Genomic DNA, 21,150 nt, shown 5'->3' with positions numbered 1-21,150 from the left:
CTCGCGCAGCCGCTTCGAAGGAGTCGGCCAATGCGGTAGCGGCGTTCCGCGTCGCGGAATTTTCGCGTTGCGGAGCCGTGATCCGCGATGGGTCGGCAGCGTGGGTGTTGGCCTGGCACCTTGGAGGCATGCGGGTATTGCTGAACATCATCTGGCTGGTGCTATGCGGGTTCTGGATGGCGGTGGGGTACACGATCGCCGGGGTCGTGCTGGCTATCACGATCATCGGCATCCCGTTCGCGATCGCCTCCTTCCGGATGGCCAACTTCGCGCTGTGGCCGTTCGGCCGACGCCTGGTGGACGAGCCGACCTCCGGAGCGATGTCGACGATCGGCAACATCATCTGGCTGGTGCTGGCCGGTTGGTGGCTGGCACTCGGGCACATCGTCACCGGGATCGTCCTGTGCGTCACGATCATCGGCATCCCGCTGGGCATCGCGAACTTCAAGCTGGTGCCGGTCTCGCTGCTACCGCTGGGGAAACGCATCGTCGACGTCGACGACGTGTACGCCTTCATGCGCTCCAGATGACCCGACCGATCAAGCCGGGCTCCGCGGGCGGGTCAGGCTTTGAAGGGGTCCATCACGTGGTCGATCAGGTCCGCGATCGAGTTGACCACCTTCGTCGGCCGGTACGGGAACAGGTTCGCCGTGTGCTCGTCGGAGATTCCGGACAGGACCAGGATCGTCTGCAGGCCGGACTCCAGTCCGGACCGCACGTCGGTGTCCATCCGGTCGCCGATCATCAGGGTGTTCTCCGAGTGCACCCCGAGGTGCCGCAGCGCCGACCGCATCATCAGCGGGTTCGGCTTGCCCACGTAGTACGGCGCGCGTCCGGTCACCCGCTCGATCAGCGCGGCGACCGCGCCGGTGGCGGGCAGCGTGCCCTCCCGGCTCGGTCCCTTCTCGTCCGGGTTGGTGGCGATGAACCGCGCCCCGTCCTCGACCAGCCGGATCGCCTTGGTGATCGCCTCGAAGCTGTAGGTCCGGGTTTCCCCGAGGATGACGTAGTCGGGTTCGCGGTCGGTAAGCACGTAGCCGATGTTGTGCAGCGCCGTGGTCAGCCCCGATTCGCCGACCACGAAGGCCGATCCGCCGGGTCGCTGGTTCTCCAGGAACTGCGCGGTGGCCAGCGCGGAGGTCCAGATCGCGTCCTCCGGGACGTCCAGACCGGTGCGCAGCAACCTCGCGCGCAGGTCGCGCGGGGTGTAGATCGAGTTGTTGGTGAAGACCAGGAACGGGATGTCTTCCTGCCGCAGCGCCGCCAGGAAGGCGTCCGCGCCCGGCACCATGTGCTCCTCGTGGACGAGCACGCCGTCCATGTCCATCAGGTACGTCCAGGGGGATGGCTCAGTCACGCCCCCGATGATCCTCCGGAGACGGGGTGGATGGCCACTTCGGCGGCCTTGACCACGAACCACACTTCGTCGTCCGAGGTGAGCTCCAGGTCAGCGACGGCCGCCGGAGTCACGTCGGCGGCCAGCGAGCAGTCCCGCACCACGCCGCGCACCCGCACGACGTCGCCGCGCGGTTCGAGCGCCGCCAGCCGCACCGGGATCGCGTTGCGCGGGCTGCCGTGCGGGCGCTCGCGGTGCACAGCGACCGCAGCGGGCGTGAACACCGCTGCGGCGGCTTCCCCCCGCTCCAGGGACTCGACGATCCGGCCGCTGATCGTGCTGTCGCCGAAGGAGATGCTGCCGTCCGTCGCGGCGACACCGGGCACCAGGTTCAGCCCGGCCACCCGCGCGGTGAACGCCTCCTTCGGCCGAGCCAGCACCTCGCGAGTCGGGCCCTGCTCGACGATGCAGCCGTCGAGCAGCACCACCAGCCGGTCAGCCAGCACGACCGCGTCCAGCACGTCGTGGGTGACCAGCACGGTCGGCTTCTCCTGCCGCCGCAGCACTTGGTGCAGCAGCCCGCGGATGGCCGGAGCGGCGTCGACGTCGAGCGCGGCCAGCGGTTCGTCGAGCAGCAGCAGTCGCGGGTTGGCGGCCAGCGCCCGCGCCAGTGCGACGCGCTGCGCCTGACCGCCGGAGAGTTGGCCGGGCTTGCGCGCTGCCAGTCCGTCAGCGTCCACTTCGGACAGCCAGTGGTCGGCGATCCGCCGCGCCTCGGCCTTTCGGACGCCGACGGCGCGCGGACCGAAGGCGACGTTCTCCAACGCGGTGAGGTTCGGGAACAGCAGCGGGTTCTGCGCGAGCAGGCCGACACCCCGGCGGTGTGTCGGAACGTTGATCCCGCGCCCGGTGTCCAGGCAGCTCGTGCCGTCGAGCTCGACCAGCCCGTGCTGGGGCACGAGCTGACCTGCCAGCACCGACAGCAGGGTGGACTTGCCAGCGCCGTTCGGGCCGAGCACCGCGAGCACCTCGCCGGGCGCCACCTCGAACTCGGCGCGCAGCGTGAAGTCCGCGCGCCGGAATTCGACGTCGGCCCGCAATCCGTTCAAAGCTGTCCTTCCACGGCCCGGGGTCGGGCCACCACGATCACCAGGAGCGCGACCAGCACCAGCAGCAGCGACATCGCCACCGCGGCATCCACATCGGATTGCGCCGTGGTGTAGATGGCCAGCGGCAGGGTCCGGGTGGTGCCCTGCAAACTACCGGCGAAGGTGATCGTCGCGCCGAACTCCCCCAGCGCCCGCGCGAAGGTCAGCACCAGGCTCGACCCGAGCGCGGGCAGCAGCAGTGGCACGGTCACCCGCCGGAACGTCAGCCACGGCCCGGCCCCCAACGTCGCGGCGACCCGCTCGTAGCGCCCCCCGGCGGTCCGCAGCGCACCTTCCAAACCGACCACCAGGAACGGCATTGCGACGAACGTCTGCGCCAGCACGACGGCGGCGGTCGTGTACGGCAGGCGCAGGCCCACGGTGTCGAGCAGTTGTCCGAGCGGACCGGTGCGGCCGAGCAGGTAGAGCAGGGCGAGGCCACCGACGACCGGCGGCAGCACCAGCGGCAGCAGCACGAATGCCCGCACCACCCGCAATCCGCGCATCCGGGACCGCGCCAGCACCAGCGCCAACGGCGCGCCCAGGACCAACGCCAGTGCAGTGGAGATGAGCCCGGTGACGACCGAAAGCCGCAGGGCGTCCAGCGCGGCGGGGCTGAGCAGCAGCTCCGGGAGGCGCGTTGCGTCGACGCGGGTCAGCAGGCCGAGGACCGGCAACACCACCAGCGCCAGCGCGAGCACTGCGGGAACCCAGAGCGCCACCGGCACCGGGGTTGTCCACAGCGTCACCGGCGATCGACGGGAGGTCATGGGGCGCCGAAGCCGTGGTTGGCGAGGATCTCGCGGCCGACCGGGCCGCGGGCGAAAGCCATGAACTCAGCTGCCAGTTGCGGCTGCGGTGCCGCGGCGATCGTCGCGATCGGATAGGTGTTGATCACCTGCTGCGACTCCGGGAAGTCCACCGCCTGGACCCGCGACCCGGCCGCCCGCGCGTCGGTGACGTACACCAGCCCGGCGTCCGCCTCCCCCGCAACGACCTTGTTCAGCACCGACTTGACGTCGTCCTCCTCGCTGACCGGCTTCAGCTGCGTGCCCGAACGCCGCGTCACCTCCTGCGTGGCCGAGCCGCACGGCACTTGCGGCGCGCAGACGACCACGGTTCGGCCGGGTGCCGCGAGATCGGCGAGCGAGGCGATCCCGGCCGGGTTGCCCGGCGGGACGACGATCGTCAACTTGTTGGTGGCCAGGATTTCCGGCGTACCGACGAGATCCCGCACCTTGTCCATGTTCTTCGTGTCCGCCGAAGCGAACACGTCCGCCGCGCGCCCCTGCCTGATCTGCTCGGCCAGCGTCGAAGATCCCTGGTAGTCGAACTGCACCCGGACATCCGGGTGGTCGGCGGTGAAACGGGCGCCGAGTTCCTCGAAGGACTCGGTCAGCGACGCCGCGGCCAAGACGGTCAGCGTGCGCTGTTGTTGCGGGGCTCCGGCCTGCCCGCACCCCGCCAACAGCACGAGCGCGAGCAGCGCACCGACGATGATCCTCAGCTTCGACATCAGCCCTCTCCCGGCGTTTCCACCACGACATTGGTCGACTTCACCACGGCGACCGCGAGCGCTCCGGGCACCAGCCCGAGTTCGCGCACCGCTTCGGTGCTCATCAGCGACACCACCCGGTGCGGGCCGCACTGGATCTCCACCTGCGACATGACCCGGTCCGAGATCACCTCGGTGACCAGCCCGACCAGCCGGTTGCGCGCCGACCGGCCGACGGCGGACGGGTCCGGCGTCGAACGAGCCTGAGTGCGGGCGAACTCGGCGAGGGCGGCGCCGTCGACGGTGCGCCGACCGGCCGCGTCCCGCTCCTCGGGAAGTTGCCCGGTCTCGATCCAACGACGCACCGTGTCGTCGCTGACGCCGAGCAGTCCGGCGGCCTCTGCAATCCGATAGTGCGGCACAGTCGCCCACATTACTTCCGCAACTGCGGATTAAACCAGGGAATTGATCCGAGATCTCGGATCGTTGTACTACATCTGACCCGGCCCGTTCTCCCGTCCAGCCAGTCGGCGAATCCGCACGAAAAGCAGTCCCACGATCGAAATTCGCGACCAAGACACGTAGGGTCGTGGAGTGACAGGGGTGGATCTGGGAATCCCGCTGGTGCGCCGCACGACTGATACGTCCGCCCGTCCGGACACGTCCCAACTGGTGGATCGGTTCGGTCGAGTGGCCACTGACATGCGCGTCTCCCTCATCGACAAGTGCAATCTGCGCTGCACCTACTGCATGCCTGCCGACGGCCTGCCGTGGTTGAAGCGCGCGGAACTGCTCGACACCGCCGAGATGAACCGGCTGATCCGCATCGCCGTCGAGGAACTCGGCGTCACCACGGTGCGCTTCACCGGCGGTGAACCGTTGCTGCGCCAGGACCTGGTGGACATCATCGGCGCGACCGCAGCGCTGCCCAGCCGACCGACAACCTCGTTGACCACCAACGGGATCAACCTCGGCAGCTTCGCCGAGCCGCTGGTGCGAGCCGGGCTGAACCGGGTCAACGTCTCGCTGGACACCCTCGACCGCGAGGTGTTCAAGCAGCTCACCCGCCGCGACCGGTTCGACGACGTGCTCGACGGGCTGGCCGCCGCCAAGAAGATGCGGCTGGAGCCGGTCAAGGTCAACGCGGTGCTGATGCGCGGGATCAACGACCACGAGGCGGGCGACCTGCTGCGGTTCTGCATCGAGCGCGGTTACCAGCTGCGGTTCATCGAGCAGATGCCGCTGGACGCCCAGCACGACTGGGAACGCGACAAGATGATCACCGCAGCGGAGATCCTGGACCGGCTCAGCGCCGAGTTCAGCCTCACCCCGGACGTCGCCGAGCGCGGTTCGGCGCCCGCGGAACGCTGGCTCGTCGACGGCGGACCCGCCACGGTCGGCGTGATCGCCTCGGTCACCCGGCCGTTCTGCGCGGCCTGCGACCGGACCCGGCTCACCGCGGACGGCCAACTGCGCTCGTGCCTGTTCTCCACCACCGAGACGGACCTGCGCGGGCCGATGCGGGCCGGGGCGGACGACGCCGAACTGATCCGGCTGTGGCAGGAGACCATGTGGGCGAAGGCCGCCGGGCACGGGATGGACTCGGGAGAGTTCGCCCAGCCGTCCCGGCCGATGAGTGCAATCGGGGGTTGAGCGGATGACGGCTCCGCCAGAACAGATCAAGACGGTGGCGGTGCGGGTCCGGTACTTCGCCGGGGCCCGCGCGGCTGCCGGAGTGCAGGAGGAGACGGTGCGCATCCCGCGGCCGGGCGGCCGGGCCGTGACCGTCTCGGACGTCATCGCCGCAGCGTTGAACCTGCACGACGAGAAGCTGACGAAGGTGCTGCCAGCCTGCAGTTTCCTGCTCGACGGGGTCGCGGTCCGGGACCGCGGCGTCGAGGTCGCCGACGACGCCACCTTGGACGTCCTCCCGCCGTTCGCGGGCGGCTGAACCAGCCCGCTCCCGGCTGGCAACGCGACACTGCATTACTGCGCGCGCGTGCGGGCGCGCGCACGCGAATACAACATGCGTCGGCGTGTCGTACACGCTCATTCCGGTGACTTTTTGGCCTCACTTAAGGGTGTGTCGATCTTGCTTTTCGACCGGCATACTTCGACAGCCGTAACGGCTTCCGATCCGGCGACACAGATCGCCACTCTCCGCATTCATATGAATCCGCTTCGGAGGCATCTCGGCCACGCCTGAGCGACCTCCCGGCCACGCCTGCCCGACGCCCGGCGGTGATGTCAACCAGTGCGACGCGGAGCGCCCAGAGGGAGCAACGAGGTGACTCACGCCTCACCGACCGTGATCGATCTCAGCCTGGAAACGAGTTGATAACAACGCTCTGATCAGCACAAACACCCCGGATCGAAGGACCCGTTTCAGACGTTACTGTGACCAGCGTCACATAGACGAAGATTTCCGATCTTCCAGTTGGTTACGTAGTGTCGCTCCTCGGTCGGCCCCGAACCGATCAGCAAGTAGCGGGAAGCTCGCAGCGCCTAGCCCTGTCCGGCGGGCTTCCTACCCCCGAAACGAAAACACCGGACAGGGGCGGGGGACCCACCACCGGGCTCCCCGAAGCCCTAGGGGTGAAGCCGGTTCCCCCGAGCCGGCCGGGCTGCCTCTCAGCCCGAACCCGACAGCTCACCTCGCAGGCGCGGCAGGAGAGAGGAACATGGCTCGCTACAAAGGCAAGCATCGCAAGCCTTCGAATACCAGCCGTACCGTTGCCCGAGTCGCCGTCGCAGGCGCGGTGATCGCCACCCCGATCGCGGTCGCCGCCCCAGCTGCCAACGCAGCCGACTGGGACAAGCTCGCCCAGTGCGAGAGCAGCGGTAACTGGAACACCAACACCGGCAACGGCTACTACGGCGGACTGCAGTTCAGCCCGTCGACCTGGTCCGCCTACGGCGGCACCCAGTACGCCAGCAGCGCGCACCAGGCGACCCGCGAGCAGCAGATCGCGGTGGCCGAGAAGGTCCTCGCCGCGCAAGGCACCGGCGCGTGGCCGGGCTGCACCGCGAAGCTCAACTGGGCCAGCGGCAGCACCAAGGTCAGCACCAAGACCACCACGCCGAAGAAGACCGTGCCCAAGACCAAGACGACGACCAACAAGCCGACGGTCAAGGCCAACGGCGCCGACTACACCGTGCAGATCGGCGACACGTTGAGCAGGATCGGCGAGCAGTTCGGCGTGAAGTACCAGGAAATCGCCGAGCGCAACGCGAGCATCATCAAGGACCCGAACCTGATCTTCCCGGGCCAGCAGCTCGACATCAAGTGATTTGGTCGACCAGCTAGTCCGGTCGGCAAGGAGTACGTGTCGTACCCCCGACACGGCACGTGCTCCGCACCTCTCGGGACCCCACCGCACGCCCCCAGCGGTGGGGTCCCGTTTTGCCTTGGAAAGCGCGCGAACGCCCGTGGCGGTTCACCGTTGAAAGCGGCTTCGCCGCTTGCCTGGCGGTAGGTGCTGGCAAGTCCTTCGAAACCGCCCTCCGCGGGATCTGTCAGTCGGCCTGCTTGCTCAAGGATTCCCACTTGGCCAGTTCCGCTGTCCTGGTCCGGGTCAGCTGCTCGACCATGTCGTAGGCCGCACCGCCCAGGATCAGCCGCTTCGGCGGCTCGGCCATGTTCGCCACCTGCAGCACCACCTCGGCGGCCAGCGCGGGGTCGAAGTCCTCGGATTCGCTCCACAGCCCGGCCAGCCACTCGCGCAACGGGGCGTAGTCCGCGATCTCGGCGGTCTGGGTCAGCCCGCTGGTGAACAGGTCGGTCTCGTAGCCACCCGGCTGCAGGATCGTCACCTTGATGCCGAACCGCTCGACCTCCATCGCCAGCGCCTCGCTCATCGCGTCGAGCGCCGCTTTGCCCGCGCTGTACAGCCCGGTCGCGGCGAAGCCCCCGGCCGACCCCATCGACGAGACTTGCAGGACGTGCCCGCAACCCTGCTCCCGCAACTGCGGGACGACCGCCTGGCTGACCCACAACGCACCGAAGAAGTTGGTGTCCAGGTGTGCGCGGGCCTGTTGCTCGGTGACCTCTTCGACCATCCCGAGCAGCACCCCGCCAGCGTTGTTGACCACGACGTCCAGCCGCCCGAACGCGGCGGATGCGCGCTGCATACCGGCGAACACCGCAGCGCGGTCCGCGACGTCGAGCGGGAAGGCGACCAGGCGGCCAGCGCTGGCGGCGACGAGCCCGTCCAGCGGCGCGACGTCGCGAGCGACGCCGACGACCTGATCTCCGGCGGCCAGCGCGGCCTCGGTGAACGCTCGCCCCAGGCCACGCGACGCACCGGTGATGAACCAAGTTCGGGTCATGCGAACTCCTCTCCAAAGACGAGACGTTCCGTCTTGTCTAGCGTTCAGCATGGACGCCGAACCGGGCTAATGTCAAGACGGATCGTCTCGTCTCGCGGTATGTTGGTGGCATGGCCGAACGCAAAGCACCCGATGCCAGCCGCCGCAGCGAACGATCCCGGACGGCAATCCTCACGGCGGCACGTGAACTCATCGGCGAGATCGGCTACGGCAAGCTGACCATCGAGGCCATCGCCGCCCGCGCTGGGGTCGGCAAGCAGACCATCTACCGCTGGTGGCCGTCGAAAGGTGCGGTCGTGTTCGACTCGCTGCTGGCGCTCAGCGAGCAGGCGGACGGCGCAGGCATCGTGCTACCGGACACCGGCGACATCGAGGCCGATCTCAAGACGGTGTTGCGCGCGACGGCCGCCGAGTTCGCCGATCCCGAGTTCGAGAAGCCGATCCGGGCGCTCAACACCGAGATCATCAACGATCGCGAACTCGCCGCGGCCTACCGGGAGAAGATGGCCGCGCCGATGACCGAGGCGAAGAAGCAACGACTGCGCAGCGCCCAGCGAGCCGGGCAACTAGCGGCCGACGCCGACCTGGACCTCTTCCTCGACGTCCTGTACGCGCCGCTGACCCAGCGCTGGCTGCTGCGCTCCGGTCCGCTCGACGACGCCTTCGCCGACGCCCTGGTCGAAACCGCCCTCCGCGCCTTCCGCCCGCGATGACCAACCGCCCCAAGCGGTTCGGCACCTGCCCGTGATCTCACGTCACCACCCGATGAGGTCCGAGTGAAGGGCACCTTGACCGACTATGCCGGTCAAAGGTGCCCTTCACTCCGCACCCGAACGCGGTGGGTCAGGGGCAGTTGACCCATTCTTCGGTGTTGTCCTCGAAGACTTGGCGCTTCCAGATCGGTAGGCGGCGCTTCACCTCGTCGACCAGTTCCGCGCAGGCGGTGAACGCTTGTTTGCGGTGCTCCGCCGCCACCGCGCAGCCCAGGGCCACGTCCCCGATCTTGAGCACGCCGATGCGGTGCGACGCCGCGATCGCGCGGACGCCTTCGAAGCGGCCCGCGATGTCCTGGGCGACTTCGGCGATCACCTCGGACGCGCTGGGGTGCCCGACGTATTCGAGCTCGCGGACCCCGCGTCCGCCGTCGTGGTCGCGGACCACCCCGCCGAAGGTCACCACGGCACCGGCCGCGCGGTGCTCGACCGACCGGGCCAGATCCTCGACGTCGATCACCTGCTCTGTCACGTCGGCCCGCAGCACGTCGGCCGCCGCCCGGCTCGGCGCGGCGTGATCACCGCCTTGCAGCTGGTCGATGGCGTGGTCCAGGACTCCGTCCAGCACGCCGAGGCCGTCCTGCACGCCACCACGCGAACCCGGCAGGTTCACGATCAACGTCCGACCGCTGACCCCGGCGAGCCCGCGGGAGAGCACCGCCGTCGGCACCTCCGGCAGGCCCGCCGAACGGATCGCCTCGGCCAGTCCCGGAATCGGGTAGTCCAGCACTGCCGCCGTGACCTCGGGCGTGCGGTCCGTCGGGCTGATCCCGGTGCCGCCCGTGGTGATCACGACGTCCGCACCGTCGCTGACCGCGCGGCGCAGTTCCACCCCCACCGGATCGCCGTCGGGCACCACGACGGGGTCGGGTACTTCGTAGCCGCGCCCGCGCAGCCACTCGACGATCACCGGACCGGTCCGATCCGGGTACACCCCGGCCGCAGCGCGGTTGGACGCGGCGACCACTCGCGCTGTCCTCGTCATGGAAGTCCTCCTGTTTGTTGCGCGCCCCATCCGGATCCGGCCGCCGCGGAATCATCTTCCGCGCGCCGCCGACATCACCTCAAGCAACGTCGAAATCGACCGGGTTTCATCCGTCGCGCGTCCAGGTGCCGGTCTTGCCGCCCTCCTTGCGCTCCACCCGGACCGCGTCGAGCACGGCGGCCGGATCGACCGCTTTGATCATGTCGTGCAACGCCAGACCGGCTCCGGCGACCGAGGTGAGCGCCTCCATCTCGACGCCGGTGCGGTCGGTGGTCCGCACCGTCGCGGTGATCCGCACCTCCGCCTCGCCGAGTTCGAGATCGACCTTGGCGCTGGAGATCGCGATCGGGTGGCACAGCGGGATGAGATCCGGGGTCCGCTTGGCGGCCATGATCCCGGCGATCCGCGCGGTGGCGATCGCATCGCCCTTCGGCAGCCCGTCGCGGCGCAGCAAGGCGATCACCTCGGCGGTCGTGCGCACGACGCCACTGGCAACCGCGGTGCGGGCGGTGGGCTCCTTGTCGGAGACGTCGACCATGCGAGCGGCGCCCGCCGCATCAACATGGGTGAGCTCGTCCTGCGCCATGCCCCGAGCCTACTTGGCTCGTGTGCCGAACTCGTCTTGCGTGGAGTTCGCCTGGGAGTCGTGAGTGAAAGCGCGGGTTCCAACCCAACGAACCACTCACGACCACCACGCACGCCAACCCGAGCGCCCGCCAAGAAGGTCAGTACTCGATGTCCTCGGCCATTGCCCAGGGGAGGGAGGACCCGCCGCGGGGTGCCGGGTCGGTTCCTCGGGAGGCGAGCACGGCCTTCTTCACCGCTTCGGCTACCGCTGGGGCCACCGCCGAGTCGAACACGCTCGGCACGATGAACGACGCGTTGAGCCGCTCTCCGTCGACGACGTCGGCGATGGCGTTCGACGCCGCGATCATCATTTCGTCGGTGATCTGGTGCGCGTGCGCGTCCAGCAGGCCGCGGAAGACACCTGGGAAGGCCAGCACGTTGTTGATCTGGTTCGGGTAATCGCTGCGGCCGGTGGCGACGACGGTGGCGTGCTTCTGCGCCTCCAGCGGGTCGATCTCCGGGTCCGGGTTGGCCAGCGCGAAGACGATCGCGTCGGAGTTCATGGCCGCCACGTCGTCGGCGGTCAGCAGGTTCGGCGCGGACACCCCGATGAACACGTCCGCCTCGCGGACCGCGTCGGAGAGCGTGCCGGTGCGGCCGTCGGAGTTGGTGCCCGCCGCGATGGACTGCAGGTTCGGGTCGGTGTCGCCGCGTCCGGTGTGGACGATGCCGTCGATGTCGACCGCGATGATGTCGGCCGGTTTCTTGTGCTGCAGCAACCGGATGATGGCCGAACCAGCGGCGCCGACCCCGCACACCACGATGCGGCACTCGGAGATGTCCTTGCCCACCACGCGCAGCGCGTTGCGCAGCGCACCGAGCACGACGACCGCGGTGCCGTGCTGGTCGTCGTGGAAGACCGGGATGTTCAGCTTCTCCCGCAGTCGCGCCTCGATCTCGAAGCAGCGCGGCGCGGCGATGTCCTCCAGGTTGATGCCGCCGTAGACCGGGGCGATCAGCTCGACGGCGCGAATGATCTCCTCGGTGTCCTGGGTGTCCAGGCAGACCGGCCAGGCGTTGACCCCGGCGAACTTCTTGAACAGCGCGGCCTTGCCCTCCATGACCGGCAACGCGGCCTCGGGGCCGATGTTGCCCAGTCCGAGCACCGCGGAGCCGTCGGTGACCACCGCGACCGCGTTGCGCTTGACGGTCAGCCGCCGGGCGTCCTCCGGGTTCTCCGCGATCGCGGTGCACACCCGGGCCACCCCGGGCGTGTAGGCGCGGGAGAGGTCGTCGCGGTTGTTGAGCGCGACGCGCGGGGTGACCTCGATCTTGCCACCGAGGTGCACCAGGAAGGTCCGGTCGGAGATCTTGCGCACCCGAACACCGGGCAGCGTGCTCAGGATCTCGGCGAGGTCGTTGGCGTGGTCGGCGGACAGCGCGTTGCAGGTGATGTCGACGACGATGCGGTCGGCGTGCGACTCGACGACGTCGAACGCCGTGATGACCCCGCCCGCGCGACCGATCGCGCTGGTCAAGTCTCCGGCCGCGGTCGTCGACGGCGGCGCCTCGACGCGAACGGTGATCGAGTAACCCGGACCTGGAACCGGCATGGCACACCTCTGTCGAGCGGATCGGCTATGGACTTGGCGGGTGCCGTTCACCGGCGGCCCGAGCAGGCCGTCGCACCAGATCGCTCATCCGGGATGCAAGCCCTGCGGGCCCATTAAGCGACCGGAACTTCACCCAACACGAAAAAGCCTAAAACTTTCCAGAGTGTGAGCGACGCCCGGTCCGGTTACTGACCGGTTTCCCTTGACAATCGGTATCCGAGCCCCGCTGCCGCGCGCGCAGGTCGCTCCGGGTGATTACCGGACCACCTGCGCGGATTGGCGTTGCGGGCGGGTCACTTGTTGATGCGAGTGACCGGGTGGACGTACTGGACGGCGTCCTCCCCGAGCGGGAAGGTGGTGTCCCCGAACGGCGACAGCGCGCCCTGCTTGTCGGCCAGGAGCTCGCTCACCGGGTGATCGCCGTCGGAGACCTGCGGCCAAGACGGGTCAATGCGGTCCTTTTTGGTCTTACCGGCCACGTCGTCCTCCTGTGCGCTGGCGGTTGCGGGTCCATTTCCTAGTTTGCCGGATGCGCAGCTCCAGCTCACCCAAGGGTGTCCAGCGAAACATGCCAGCTGCGACGCATCTCTCACCGGCCGCCGGAGATCGGGATGCACCAGCCCTCTTCCGCCACTCGCGCAACTCGCACCCCCAGTCCCCGGATCGCTCCGCGAGGCGGCCGGGCGGACTCAACGCCAGGGCGATTTCGCGCGAAATCGCAAGTTCCACCGCACGCACGGCACAACGGTCCGCGCATCCGCCGATGACCGGACAGCGGCTGGGTATCGTGGCAGGGATGTCATCACTCGCGGACTGGCTGCGGGAGCGCAGCGACGAAGCCCTCGTCGCGCTGCTCCGCGCCCGGCCCGACCTCGCGACTCCGCCGCCAGCCGACACGTCGGTGCTGGCGACGCGCGTCGGGGTGCGCTCCTCGGTCGCGAGGGCCTGCGAGGACCTCGACTCCTTCACCCTCGCCACGCTCGAAGCCCTGGTGCTGCTCGATGCCGACGAGGCCCCGGTGCCGCTGGTCGCCGTCGCTGAACTGCTCGGCCGCGAGGTCACCGCAGAGCGCGTCCGCCGCTGCATCGCGCGGCTGCGCGATCTCGCGCTGGTTTGGGGCGACGACGGCGAACTCGCGGTGCCGTCGGCGGTGCGGGAGGCGCTGCCGACCTTCCCCGCCGGACTCGGACGAGTGGCCGAGCACCTGACCGAACCCGCGGCGAAAGCCGCGCTGGCCGAACTCGACGAGGCGGAGCAGCGTCTCGTCGCCAAGCTCGCCGAGGGCTCGCCGATCGGCCGCACCAAGGACGCGGCCAAGCACGTTCCGCTGGAGCGGGCGACTAATCCGGTGCAACGGCTGCTCGCCAAGGGACTGCTGCTGCGCCGCGATGCCGAGACCGTGGAGCTGCCGCGCCAGCTCGCGCTGGCCGTGCGCGGCGACCGGCCGATGGGCGCGGTCGAGCCCGACGAACCGCTGCCCGAGTTGACCGAACCCAGCCGGTCCACAGTGGACGAGACTGCGGGCGGCGCGGCGCTGGAGATGCTGCGGCACGTCGAAGCTCTGTTGCAGTCCTGGGGCGAGGAGCCGCCTGACGTGCTGCGCTCCGGCGGCGTCGGGGTCCGCGATCTGCGCCGCACCGCCAAGGCCGTCGAGATCGACGAGAACCAACTGGGCCTGCTCGTGGAACTCGCGGTCGCGGCCAACCTCGTCGCCAACAGCGAGGGCGCGGAACCGCAGTGGGTGCCCACCATCCAGTCCGACACCTGGCTGGCCTCGCCGCCGGAACAGCGCTGGGCGACCCTGGCGCAGACCTGGCTCGACCTGCCCCGGCTGCCCGGCCTGATCGGCGCCCGCGACGAGAAGGAGCGGCTGCTCAACCCGCTTTCCGAAGACCTGCGTCGGCCGCTCGCGCCGAAGGACCGCCGACGCGTCCTCGACTACCTCGACGAATTACCCGGCGGGTACGGCGCCCGACCGGACGACGTCGCCACGGTGCTCAGGTGGCGCGCACCGCGCCGTGGCGGGCGGCTGCGCGACGACCTGGTGCGCTGGGCCCTCGCCGAGGCGACAACGCTGGGCATCGTCGCGCTGCACGCACTGACCACCGCCGGACGCGCCCTGCTCGCGGACGGACCTGCCGAGGCGGCGCGGCAACTCGCCGATGCGCTGCCCGAACCGCTGGACCACGTCCTGGTGCAGGCCGATCTGACCGTCGTCGCACCTGGCCGCCTCGAACCAGATCTCGCCACCGAGATGAAACTCGTCGCGGACGTCGAATCCGCTGGTAGCGCGACCGTCTACCGGATCAGCGACGGCAGCATCCGACGAGCGCTGGACACCGGGCGCACCGCCGACGACCTGCACGCGCTGTTCCGCACCCGCTCCCGCACGCCGATCCCCCAGTCGCTGACCTACCTCATCGACGACGTCGCACGCCGCCACGGGCGGCTGCGGGCAGGCACCGCCGCGGCCTTCCTGCGCTGCGACGACCCGTTGCTGCTAGCCGAGATCATGGCCAAACCCGAGACCGAAGAACTCGAACTCCGCCGCATCGCACCGACGGTGCTGATCAGCCCGCTGCCGCTGGCCGACGTGGTCGAAGGACTGCGCGCCGCCGGATTCGCGCCGGTAGCCGAAGGCCCCGACGGCAACGTGCTCGACCTGCGGGAGAGCGGGCGGCGAGTGCGCGGCAAGAGCCGCCCGGCGCAGCCGGTGGCGATCGCCTCGCCGAGCGAGCAGCAGCTCGGCGAGCTGGTGGCGCAGCTGCGAGCCGGGGACCGGGCCGGGGCGGCGCGGCGCGGCAGCGCCGTGAGCCCCGAGCGCGGGCGGCCGAGCGCCGAGGCGACGCTGCAGCTGCTGCGCGACGCGGCGCGGCAGCGCCGGAGCGTGTGGCTGGGGTTCGTCGACACGCACGGAGTGCGGAGCCAGCGCGTGGTGCGCCCGGTGAGCGTCGGCGGCGGCATCCTGCAGGGCTTCGACACCAGCAGCGAGGAACTGGGCAACTTCCCCCTGCACCGCATAATGTCCGTCGCCCTCGTCGAGGACTGAACTTCCCAATCCTAAATCCTGTCTTCCAAGCTCGTTTTGCGTGGCGGTGCGGGTAGCGGAACCTCAGACGCCGTCTCGGTCCGGGATCCCCGACATCATGTATGTCCAATACACCACGTCGAGGCTGTCCTCCCGACACGACGTCTGAGAACCCGCGGCGGTGCAAGTTGACAGCGTGGGCTAAGCGGCTGGCGCCGCTTCAAAAACAAGAACGAAGACAGTCACTCAGGTTCCGCTACCGGCGCCGCTACGAAAAAAGAGCCTGGAACACCTAGCGGGCGGTTGCCATGCGTTGGCGCATGGCGTGTTCCACCAGGGTGATCAGGGCTTGTTTGGTGGATTCCCGGTTGCGGGCGTCGCAGGTGATCATCGGGACCGCCGGGTCGATGGTCAGCGCCTCCCGGATGTCCTCCTGGCGGTGGTGCAGCACACCGTCGAAGGTGTTCACCGCGATGATGTACGGCAGACCCCGGTCGTCGAAGAAGTCGATCGAGGCGAACGCGTCCGCCAGCCGTCGGGTGTCCACCAGCACCACGGCACCGATCGCACCGCGCACCAGGTCGTCCCACATGAACCAGAACCGGTGCTGGCCGGGCGTGCCGAACAGGTACAGGATCAGGTCCGAGTCCAGCGAGACCCGGCCGAAGTCCATCGCCACCGTGGTGGTGACCTTGCCCGGCGTCGCGGTGAGGTCGTCGACCCCGACGCTGGCCTCGGTCATGACCGCCTCGGTGGTCAACGGCACGATCTCGGAGACCGAACCGACGAAAGTCGTCTTCCCAACCCCGAACCCACCGGCGACCACGATCTTCGTCGAGGTCTTCTGGTTGTTCGCCACCTGTCGGGGATCAGAGCCTGCGAAGCCCACTGAGCACCCTTTCCAAGAACTCCATGGACGGCCGATCACCGACGACCATGCCACTGTCATGAATCAGAACCAGGCCGGTATCGGCCATGTCGCCGATCAGCACCCGCACCACGCCCAACGGGAGGCGCAAGTGCGCGGCCACCTCGGCCACCGAGCGAGCTTCCATGCACAGTTCGGAAATCGAGCGGTGCTCGGGCCTGGATTGGGTCGCCTGCGTGCGACCGCGCTCACTGGTGGAGACCAGCGTCTCGATAGCAAGATCATAATCGGTGCGCGTGCGGCCGCGCGTGCGGGCGTAGGGGCGCACCAGCGAACCGCCGTCGAAGCCGTCGGATTCCGGCGGGTCGATGCTGGGAATCGCGGGCATCGAGCCGGAGATCGACGGCATGGACTGCGAAATCGGCGGCAGCGGTCCCGAAATCGACGGCATCGACTGGGAAATCGGGGACATCGACTGCGAGATCGACGGCATCGACACCGACGGTGGCCCGCTGTCGGTCGATCGCGGCCCCGCGACCTCGGGCATCGAACTGAAGCCGGACCCGAACAGGTCGGCGCCCGGTCCGCCGAACAACGCCCGGTCGTAGCCGCCGATCGACTCGGTCCCCTGGCCGGACTCGTCGTCGACGAAGTCGTCCTGCCAGGAATCAGCGCTCAACCGCTTGTTGTAGAGGCGGAACAGGTCACCGTCCCAGCTGGGCTCGGAACCGCTGTTCATCGCGCGCTCCCCTCAGCATCTCCCTGCCGGAGTCACCGGCGCACCATGCCCTGCAGTTGCGCCCGCAATTCCGGGGTCAGCTGCCGTCCGACCCGCTCCACCAGCAGGGTCATCTCGTAGGCGACCAGACCGATGTCGGCGTTCGGGGCGGCCAGCACCGCAAGGCACGAGCCATCGCTGATCGACATCAGGAACAGGTAACCCTGCTCCATCTCCACCACGGTCTGGGTGACCTCACCGGCTTCGAAACAGCGCGCGGCGCCCTGGGTGAGGCTGACCAACCCGGAGGCGACCGCGGACAACTGCTCGGCACGATCCCGCGGCAAACCCTGGGACCCGGCGAGCAGCAGACCGTCCGCGGAGACCACGACCGAGTGCGCCACGCCGGGGACCCGACGCACGAAGTCGGTGATCAGCCAACTGAAGCTGTTGCTGCTCATCGGTTGCTGCACGGACCCGTTCACTCCTGCTCCTCGGGACGGCTCGGATTCGAGCGGGGTGGTTCGGTGGAAACCGGTTCGGCCTTGGAATGCCTACCGCGTTTGACGCCCTGCTGGAAGTTCGCCATCCGGCCGCGCACGGCATCCGCCGAGCGCGTGGTGGTGGGCTTGCGGCGGGGCGCCTGCGGCGAGCGCGGGGCTGCCGAACCGGGCACCAGATTCGTTTTGGGCACCCGCTTGGGCAGCCCGGCCGCAGTGGTCTCCTGGACCTGCTGCTGGGACTGCAGCAGCGCTTCCGCAGCCTTCCAGCCGACATCGGCCGAACCCCAACCGGGATCGGGCGCGGTGGTGCGCGGCACCTCGTTCACCGGCTCCGCCGGGAAACTCGGCTCGGCGACCGGCGGTGCGCTCGGCTGGATCGGTTCCGGCTGGATCGGCTCCAGCTCGGCCGGTGCGGAAGTCGTCGTCGCCACCGGCTCTTCGTCCACATCGGACTCGCGGAACCACTGCGAAAGCACTGCTTCGTAGATCGGCAGGCGTTGGGTCGGCGCGTCGTCCATGTCCCAAGAGGTCCCTCTCGGCTCGTCGTCGGCGAACGCCGGCGATCGGCCTTCGGTGCCCTCCACCGGACCGCCCCCTTGGGTCCGGGCAACCGGGGCCGGCTCCTGCCGGGTTCCGTTGTCCGCGGCGCCCCCGGAGTCCGCGGTGCCGAAACCGGCTCCGCCCAGTCCGGCCCCGTTGAACCCACTGCCGTTGTGCACCGGCTCGTCTAGTCCGTAGCGGTAATCGGTCGGGGTGAACTGGGCGGTCTTCTCCGCCTCGTAGGGGCTGTGGAACAGATCGGCCGATTCGACGGGCTCCGGCGGTACTCCGCACCGGCCGTCGAATCCGTCCGGGGGCGGGCTCCCGAGGTTCTCCTCGCGTGGCCATTGGTCAGCGCGGACCACGTCGTCCGCGGGCGCCTTCGGGGCATCCTCCCACTCCGGGACGTCGGTGGCGCCGAACGAATCGCCGGAGGAACCGGACGAAACCGTCACCGAATACGGGGCGACCAGCTCGGTGTCGTTGAAGTCCGGTTCGTCCTGCCGCGAATCCTGCTGGGGCAGCTGGGTAAACGCGGTGGCCTGCTCGATGCCCGCCAGCGACGGCAACGCCGCGCGCTCGGTGGGCGGGTCGTAGCCGCGATCGCCACCCGCCGCGGCACGACCGCCGAACGCGGCGGCCAAGCCCAGGTGGGTGCCGGTCTCGCTGACCGGGTCGCGGCGGTCTTCGGCGATCGCCGAGCGCGGCACGTCCGGCATCGGCATCGGGCCGTCCGGGGTCAACTGGACGACGAACTCGCCAGCCAGGTGCACCGTCGCGGTCACGCCGCCTTCCAGGTTGTCGTTGTTGTGCAACTCGACCAGGATGTTGTGCCGCCTGGCCAGCTGACCGACCACGAACAGCCCCATCCGGCGGGACACCGCGACGTCGATCTCCGGCGGCCGGGTGAGCCGGTCGTTGATGTCGGCCAGTTCGCTCCCGTCGATGCCGACGCCGCGGTCGCGGATCTCGATGACGAGTTCCTGCCTGCGGTAGGCGGTGCGGACGGTGACCTCGGTGTCCGGGTTGGAGAACACCGTGGCGTTCTCCAGCAACTCGGCGACCAGGTGCACGAAGTCGTTGACGACCCGGCCCTGGATGGCCAGGTCCGGCGCGTCGACCACGGCCACCCGCGCGTACTGCTCCACTTCGGACACCGCCGCGCCGAGGACCTCGTTGAGCGGCACCGGGCGCATCATCCGGCGGGTCAGGTCGGTGCCGCCGAGGATCAGCAGGTTCTCGTTGTTGCGGCGCATGCGGGTTGCCAGGTGGTCCAGCTCGAACAGGCTGCTCAGCTGGTCCGGGTCCTGCTCGTCCTGCTCCAGCCGGTCGATCAGGGCCAACTGCCGCTGCACCAGAGTTTGGCTGCGGCGGGCCAGGTTGACGAACAGGTCGTTGACGTTGGTGCGCAGCAGCGCCTGCTCGGCGGCCAGCCGCAGCGCCTGCTGGTGCACCGCGTCGAAGGTCCGGGCGACCTGGCCGATCTCCTCCCTGGAGTGGACCGGCACCGGCGGCACGGTGATCTGGTTGGCGCTGCCCGGGTTCTCGTTCACCCTGTTGATCGCATCCGGCAGGCCGTGCTGCGCGATCTCCATGGCGCCGCTGCGCAGGGTGCGCAGCGGGCGCAGGATCGAGCGCGCGATGTAGAACGCGACGCTGAACGCGACCACGAGCAGGAGCAGCAGCAGCCCCGAGTCGCGGATCAACGACCACTGCGCGGCATCGGCCAGCGAGGCCGCGTCGTCGTGGAAGTCGCCGAGCACCTCGTTTTCCACGGAACGGACCAGGTCGGTGCGCTTGCCGGACTCCTGGCCCCATTCGAGCGGGTTGATGCCCAGCGAGTCGTCGCGGTCGGCCGCGATCAGCGCGGTCTGCTCGATCTGCTCCGACCGGTCGACCTCGGCACCGGCGACTCGCGCCGCGTAGAGGGAGCGCTGCTGCGGGTCGGCGGCGTTCTCGAACTCCGCGTAGGCCGCCTCGAACCGGGCGTTCGCGGCGCGCACCGCGTCGGTCTGCCCGGTGATGAACCTGTTGAGCATCCCGGCGCTGAGCAGGATCGAGCGCTGCTGGGCGAGCTGCTCCTTGGCCCGGCCGAGTGCTTCGGAAGCCCGCGCGGTCTCACTGACCTGGGTGTTCCCGGCGGAGGTGGCGACCGTCCGGTTGATCTGCAGCAGGCTGTCGAGCACCGAGTTGTAGGCGACCAACGTCTGCGGACCGGTGAAGCCGGTGCCGATGGTGCTGCGCAGGGCGCCCAGGCTGTTGAGGCGGTCGACGGCGCCCTGGTAGGCGCTGTTGACCTCCGGCGAGAAGGTCGCGACCCGCGCGTCGAACGCGCGCAGCTGCCGCGTTGCCACATCGACGCGCTGGTTCTGCGTGGCGTAGTCGCCCTGCGCGGCGGGGCTGTGCACGGTGGTGAGCACGATCGCGAAGTCGCGTTCGCGCTGCAGCTCGTGGGTCAGGTTCGCGGTCCGCTGGGCCAGTTCGACCTGCTCGACGATGGTGCTCAGCCGGGATTGGGTGGCCAGTCCGTCGTACACCCGGATACCGCCGACGGCCAGCGCGGCCAGGGTCGGTACGAGCAGGACGGCGGCCATCTTGTACCGGAGGCGCCAGTTGCGCAGCCACAACTTCTTGGTCCGGACGGCTGGTTGCGCGGGTGCACCAGGTCCGGTTGCGGGGTCGTTGTTGAGCATCCCTGTTTCCTGCGCTGCGGCGGACATGTTCGACACCGCCACGGCTAGCAGCCTCTCCGCGCCGCGACAATGTTGATCATCGTGCCAGGAATGAGCCCGCGATCCGACATAGGGTCGTCGGGTACCCACGAGCAGGCCAGCAGTGCCTCGACACCTGTCGAGCCGCCGAAGACCCTGACTCTGTCAGCCGGGCTTGCCATCACACTCCCTGGTCACAACGTGCATCCCCCGAAGCTGAGGCCGGTCACCTCGACGGGCGAGACTATACTTAACTGGCCGTCACAAGTCAGGCCCCCAGAGCGAGAGTTCATCACTCTGTCGAGTGGTATGAACAACGGCTAGGCCAAATGCGTGACGACCAGTGGTTGCGCGTTGTAACGCAACCCCCTGTCACCAGCGGACACTCGGGCGATGCGCCACCGAGCCCCGCCGTCATCGGGTCGACACTCCGGATCAAGATCAAATTGTGGCTGCCTGATCCTTTTGGGCTGATATGTCGGCCGCTAAATGCGCACCAGTCCGAGGTGGACAGAACTGCACTCCTGTTCGAAGAA

General features: G+C 69.1%; 20 protein-coding genes and 1 riboswitch. Of the genes, 6 read left to right on the top strand and 14 right to left on the bottom strand.

What is annotated here, in order from left to right; all coding sequences use genetic code 11:
- Positions 1-128: 128 nt before the first annotated feature.
- A complete protein-coding gene (locus MOQ72_RS23400) occupies positions 129-530 on the top strand; it encodes a YccF domain-containing protein (protein WP_242187543.1) in 402 nt (133 codons plus the stop codon).
- 32 nt (positions 531-562) lie between these two features.
- On the opposite strand, the gene MOQ72_RS23395 is transcribed toward MOQ72_RS23400, so the two are convergent.
- From MOQ72_RS23395 to MOQ72_RS23375, 5 genes are read right to left on the bottom strand one after another with little or no spacing between them, the layout of a single operon-like run.
- Positions 563-1,327 (bottom strand): HAD-IIA family hydrolase, encoded by a 765-nt coding sequence (locus tag MOQ72_RS23395; RefSeq protein ID WP_242187579.1) that lies wholly within the window; start codon positions 1,325-1,327, stop codon positions 563-565.
- A 26-nt stretch (positions 1,328-1,353) separates the two neighbouring features.
- Positions 1,354-2,445: a sulfate/molybdate ABC transporter ATP-binding protein gene (locus MOQ72_RS23390; RefSeq protein ID WP_242187542.1), complete on the bottom strand. Its 1,092-nt coding sequence runs from the start codon at positions 2,443-2,445 to the stop codon at positions 1,354-1,356.
- On the bottom strand, positions 2,442-3,254 hold the full coding sequence (locus MOQ72_RS23385) for an ABC transporter permease (RefSeq protein WP_242187539.1): 813 nt from the start codon (positions 3,252-3,254) through the stop codon (positions 2,442-2,444). The genes MOQ72_RS23390 and MOQ72_RS23385 overlap by 4 nt, the downstream gene beginning before the upstream one ends.
- Positions 3,251-4,000: a molybdate ABC transporter substrate-binding protein gene (gene modA / locus MOQ72_RS23380; RefSeq protein WP_242187537.1), complete on the bottom strand. Its 750-nt coding sequence runs from the start codon at positions 3,998-4,000 to the stop codon at positions 3,251-3,253. The genes MOQ72_RS23385 and modA overlap by 4 nt, the downstream gene beginning before the upstream one ends.
- A complete protein-coding gene (locus tag MOQ72_RS23375) occupies positions 4,000-4,413 on the bottom strand; it encodes a TOBE domain-containing protein (protein ID WP_277954540.1) in 414 nt (137 codons plus the stop codon). Before MOQ72_RS23375 ends, modA begins: the two co-directional genes overlap by 1 nt.
- Before the next feature lie 160 nt (positions 4,414-4,573).
- On the opposite strand from MOQ72_RS23375, the gene moaA reads away from it, so the two are divergent.
- From moaA to MOQ72_RS23360, 3 genes are all read left to right on the top strand, one after another.
- On the top strand, positions 4,574-5,632 hold the full coding sequence (moaA, locus tag MOQ72_RS23370; protein WP_242187532.1) for a GTP 3',8-cyclase MoaA: 1,059 nt from the start codon (positions 4,574-4,576) through the stop codon (positions 5,630-5,632).
- A gap of 4 nt (positions 5,633-5,636) precedes the next feature.
- On the top strand, positions 5,637-5,930 hold the full coding sequence (locus tag MOQ72_RS23365; RefSeq protein WP_242187530.1) for a MoaD/ThiS family protein: 294 nt from the start codon (positions 5,637-5,639) through the stop codon (positions 5,928-5,930).
- Between the two features lie 584 nt (positions 5,931-6,514).
- Positions 6,515-6,659: riboswitch (cyclic di-AMP (ydaO/yuaA leader) on the top strand.
- Between the two features lies 1 nt (position 6,660).
- Complete coding sequence (locus MOQ72_RS23360) at positions 6,661-7,269, top strand: transglycosylase family protein (protein WP_242187528.1); 609 nt, start codon at positions 6,661-6,663, stop codon at positions 7,267-7,269.
- 226 nt (positions 7,270-7,495) lie between these two features.
- On the opposite strand, the gene MOQ72_RS23355 is transcribed toward MOQ72_RS23360, so the two are convergent.
- Positions 7,496-8,308: an SDR family NAD(P)-dependent oxidoreductase gene (locus tag MOQ72_RS23355; protein ID WP_242187526.1), complete on the bottom strand. Its 813-nt coding sequence runs from the start codon at positions 8,306-8,308 to the stop codon at positions 7,496-7,498.
- Between the two features lie 110 nt (positions 8,309-8,418).
- Between MOQ72_RS23355 and MOQ72_RS23350 the strand changes: the two genes are divergently transcribed.
- Positions 8,419-9,021, top strand: coding sequence for a TetR/AcrR family transcriptional regulator (locus tag MOQ72_RS23350; protein ID WP_242187522.1), 603 nt, complete (start codon positions 8,419-8,421; stop codon positions 9,019-9,021).
- Between the two features lie 130 nt (positions 9,022-9,151).
- On the opposite strand, the gene MOQ72_RS23345 is transcribed toward MOQ72_RS23350, so the two are convergent.
- From MOQ72_RS23345 to MOQ72_RS23330, 4 genes are all read right to left on the bottom strand, one after another.
- Positions 9,152-10,066, bottom strand: a complete 915-nt coding sequence (locus tag MOQ72_RS23345) for a molybdenum cofactor biosynthesis protein MoaE (protein WP_242187521.1) — start codon at positions 10,064-10,066, stop codon at positions 9,152-9,154.
- Positions 10,067-10,172: 106 nt separating this feature from the next.
- Positions 10,173-10,652, bottom strand: a complete 480-nt coding sequence (gene moaC, locus MOQ72_RS23340; protein WP_242187519.1) for a cyclic pyranopterin monophosphate synthase MoaC — start codon at positions 10,650-10,652, stop codon at positions 10,173-10,175.
- A gap of 139 nt (positions 10,653-10,791) precedes the next feature.
- Complete coding sequence (locus tag MOQ72_RS23335; RefSeq protein ID WP_242187516.1) at positions 10,792-12,246, bottom strand: NAD-dependent malic enzyme; 1,455 nt, start codon at positions 12,244-12,246, stop codon at positions 10,792-10,794.
- 293 nt (positions 12,247-12,539) lie between these two features.
- The gene (locus tag MOQ72_RS23330) at positions 12,540-12,725 is read right to left on the bottom strand and encodes a hypothetical protein (RefSeq protein WP_242187515.1); all 186 of its coding nucleotides are present in this window, start codon (positions 12,723-12,725) and stop codon (positions 12,540-12,542) included.
- 317 nt (positions 12,726-13,042) lie between these two features.
- On the opposite strand from MOQ72_RS23330, the gene MOQ72_RS23325 reads away from it, so the two are divergent.
- The gene (locus tag MOQ72_RS23325; protein WP_242187514.1) at positions 13,043-15,295 is read left to right on the top strand and encodes a helicase-associated domain-containing protein; all 2,253 of its coding nucleotides are present in this window, start codon (positions 13,043-13,045) and stop codon (positions 15,293-15,295) included.
- Between the two features lie 271 nt (positions 15,296-15,566).
- Here MOQ72_RS23325 and MOQ72_RS23320 read toward each other — a convergent pair whose 3' ends face one another.
- The 4 genes from MOQ72_RS23320 to MOQ72_RS23305 are packed head-to-tail and all read right to left on the bottom strand — an operon-like array spanning position 15,567 to position 20,638.
- On the bottom strand, positions 15,567-16,163 hold the full coding sequence (locus tag MOQ72_RS23320; protein ID WP_242187513.1) for a GTP-binding protein: 597 nt from the start codon (positions 16,161-16,163) through the stop codon (positions 15,567-15,569).
- The gene (locus MOQ72_RS23315; RefSeq protein ID WP_242187512.1) at positions 16,144-16,881 is read right to left on the bottom strand and encodes a DUF742 domain-containing protein; all 738 of its coding nucleotides are present in this window, start codon (positions 16,879-16,881) and stop codon (positions 16,144-16,146) included. Before MOQ72_RS23315 ends, MOQ72_RS23320 begins: the two co-directional genes overlap by 20 nt.
- A 32-nt stretch (positions 16,882-16,913) precedes the next feature.
- Complete coding sequence (locus MOQ72_RS23310) at positions 16,914-17,321, bottom strand: roadblock/LC7 domain-containing protein (RefSeq protein ID WP_063713963.1); 408 nt, start codon at positions 17,319-17,321, stop codon at positions 16,914-16,916.
- 20 nt (positions 17,322-17,341) lie between these two features.
- Entirely contained in the window at positions 17,342-20,638 is a 3,297-nt protein-coding gene (locus tag MOQ72_RS23305; RefSeq protein WP_242187511.1) for a sensor histidine kinase, read from the bottom strand.
- Positions 20,639-21,150: the final 512 nt, after the last annotated feature.

Origin of the sequence: Saccharopolyspora soli (assembly GCF_022678645.1) — a bacterium.
Taxonomy (GTDB): Bacteria; Actinomycetota; Actinomycetes; order Mycobacteriales; family Pseudonocardiaceae; genus Saccharopolyspora; species Saccharopolyspora soli.
The sequence above is the reverse complement of the archived record's forward strand: the minus strand, read 5'-3'. Positions and strand labels throughout refer to the sequence as shown.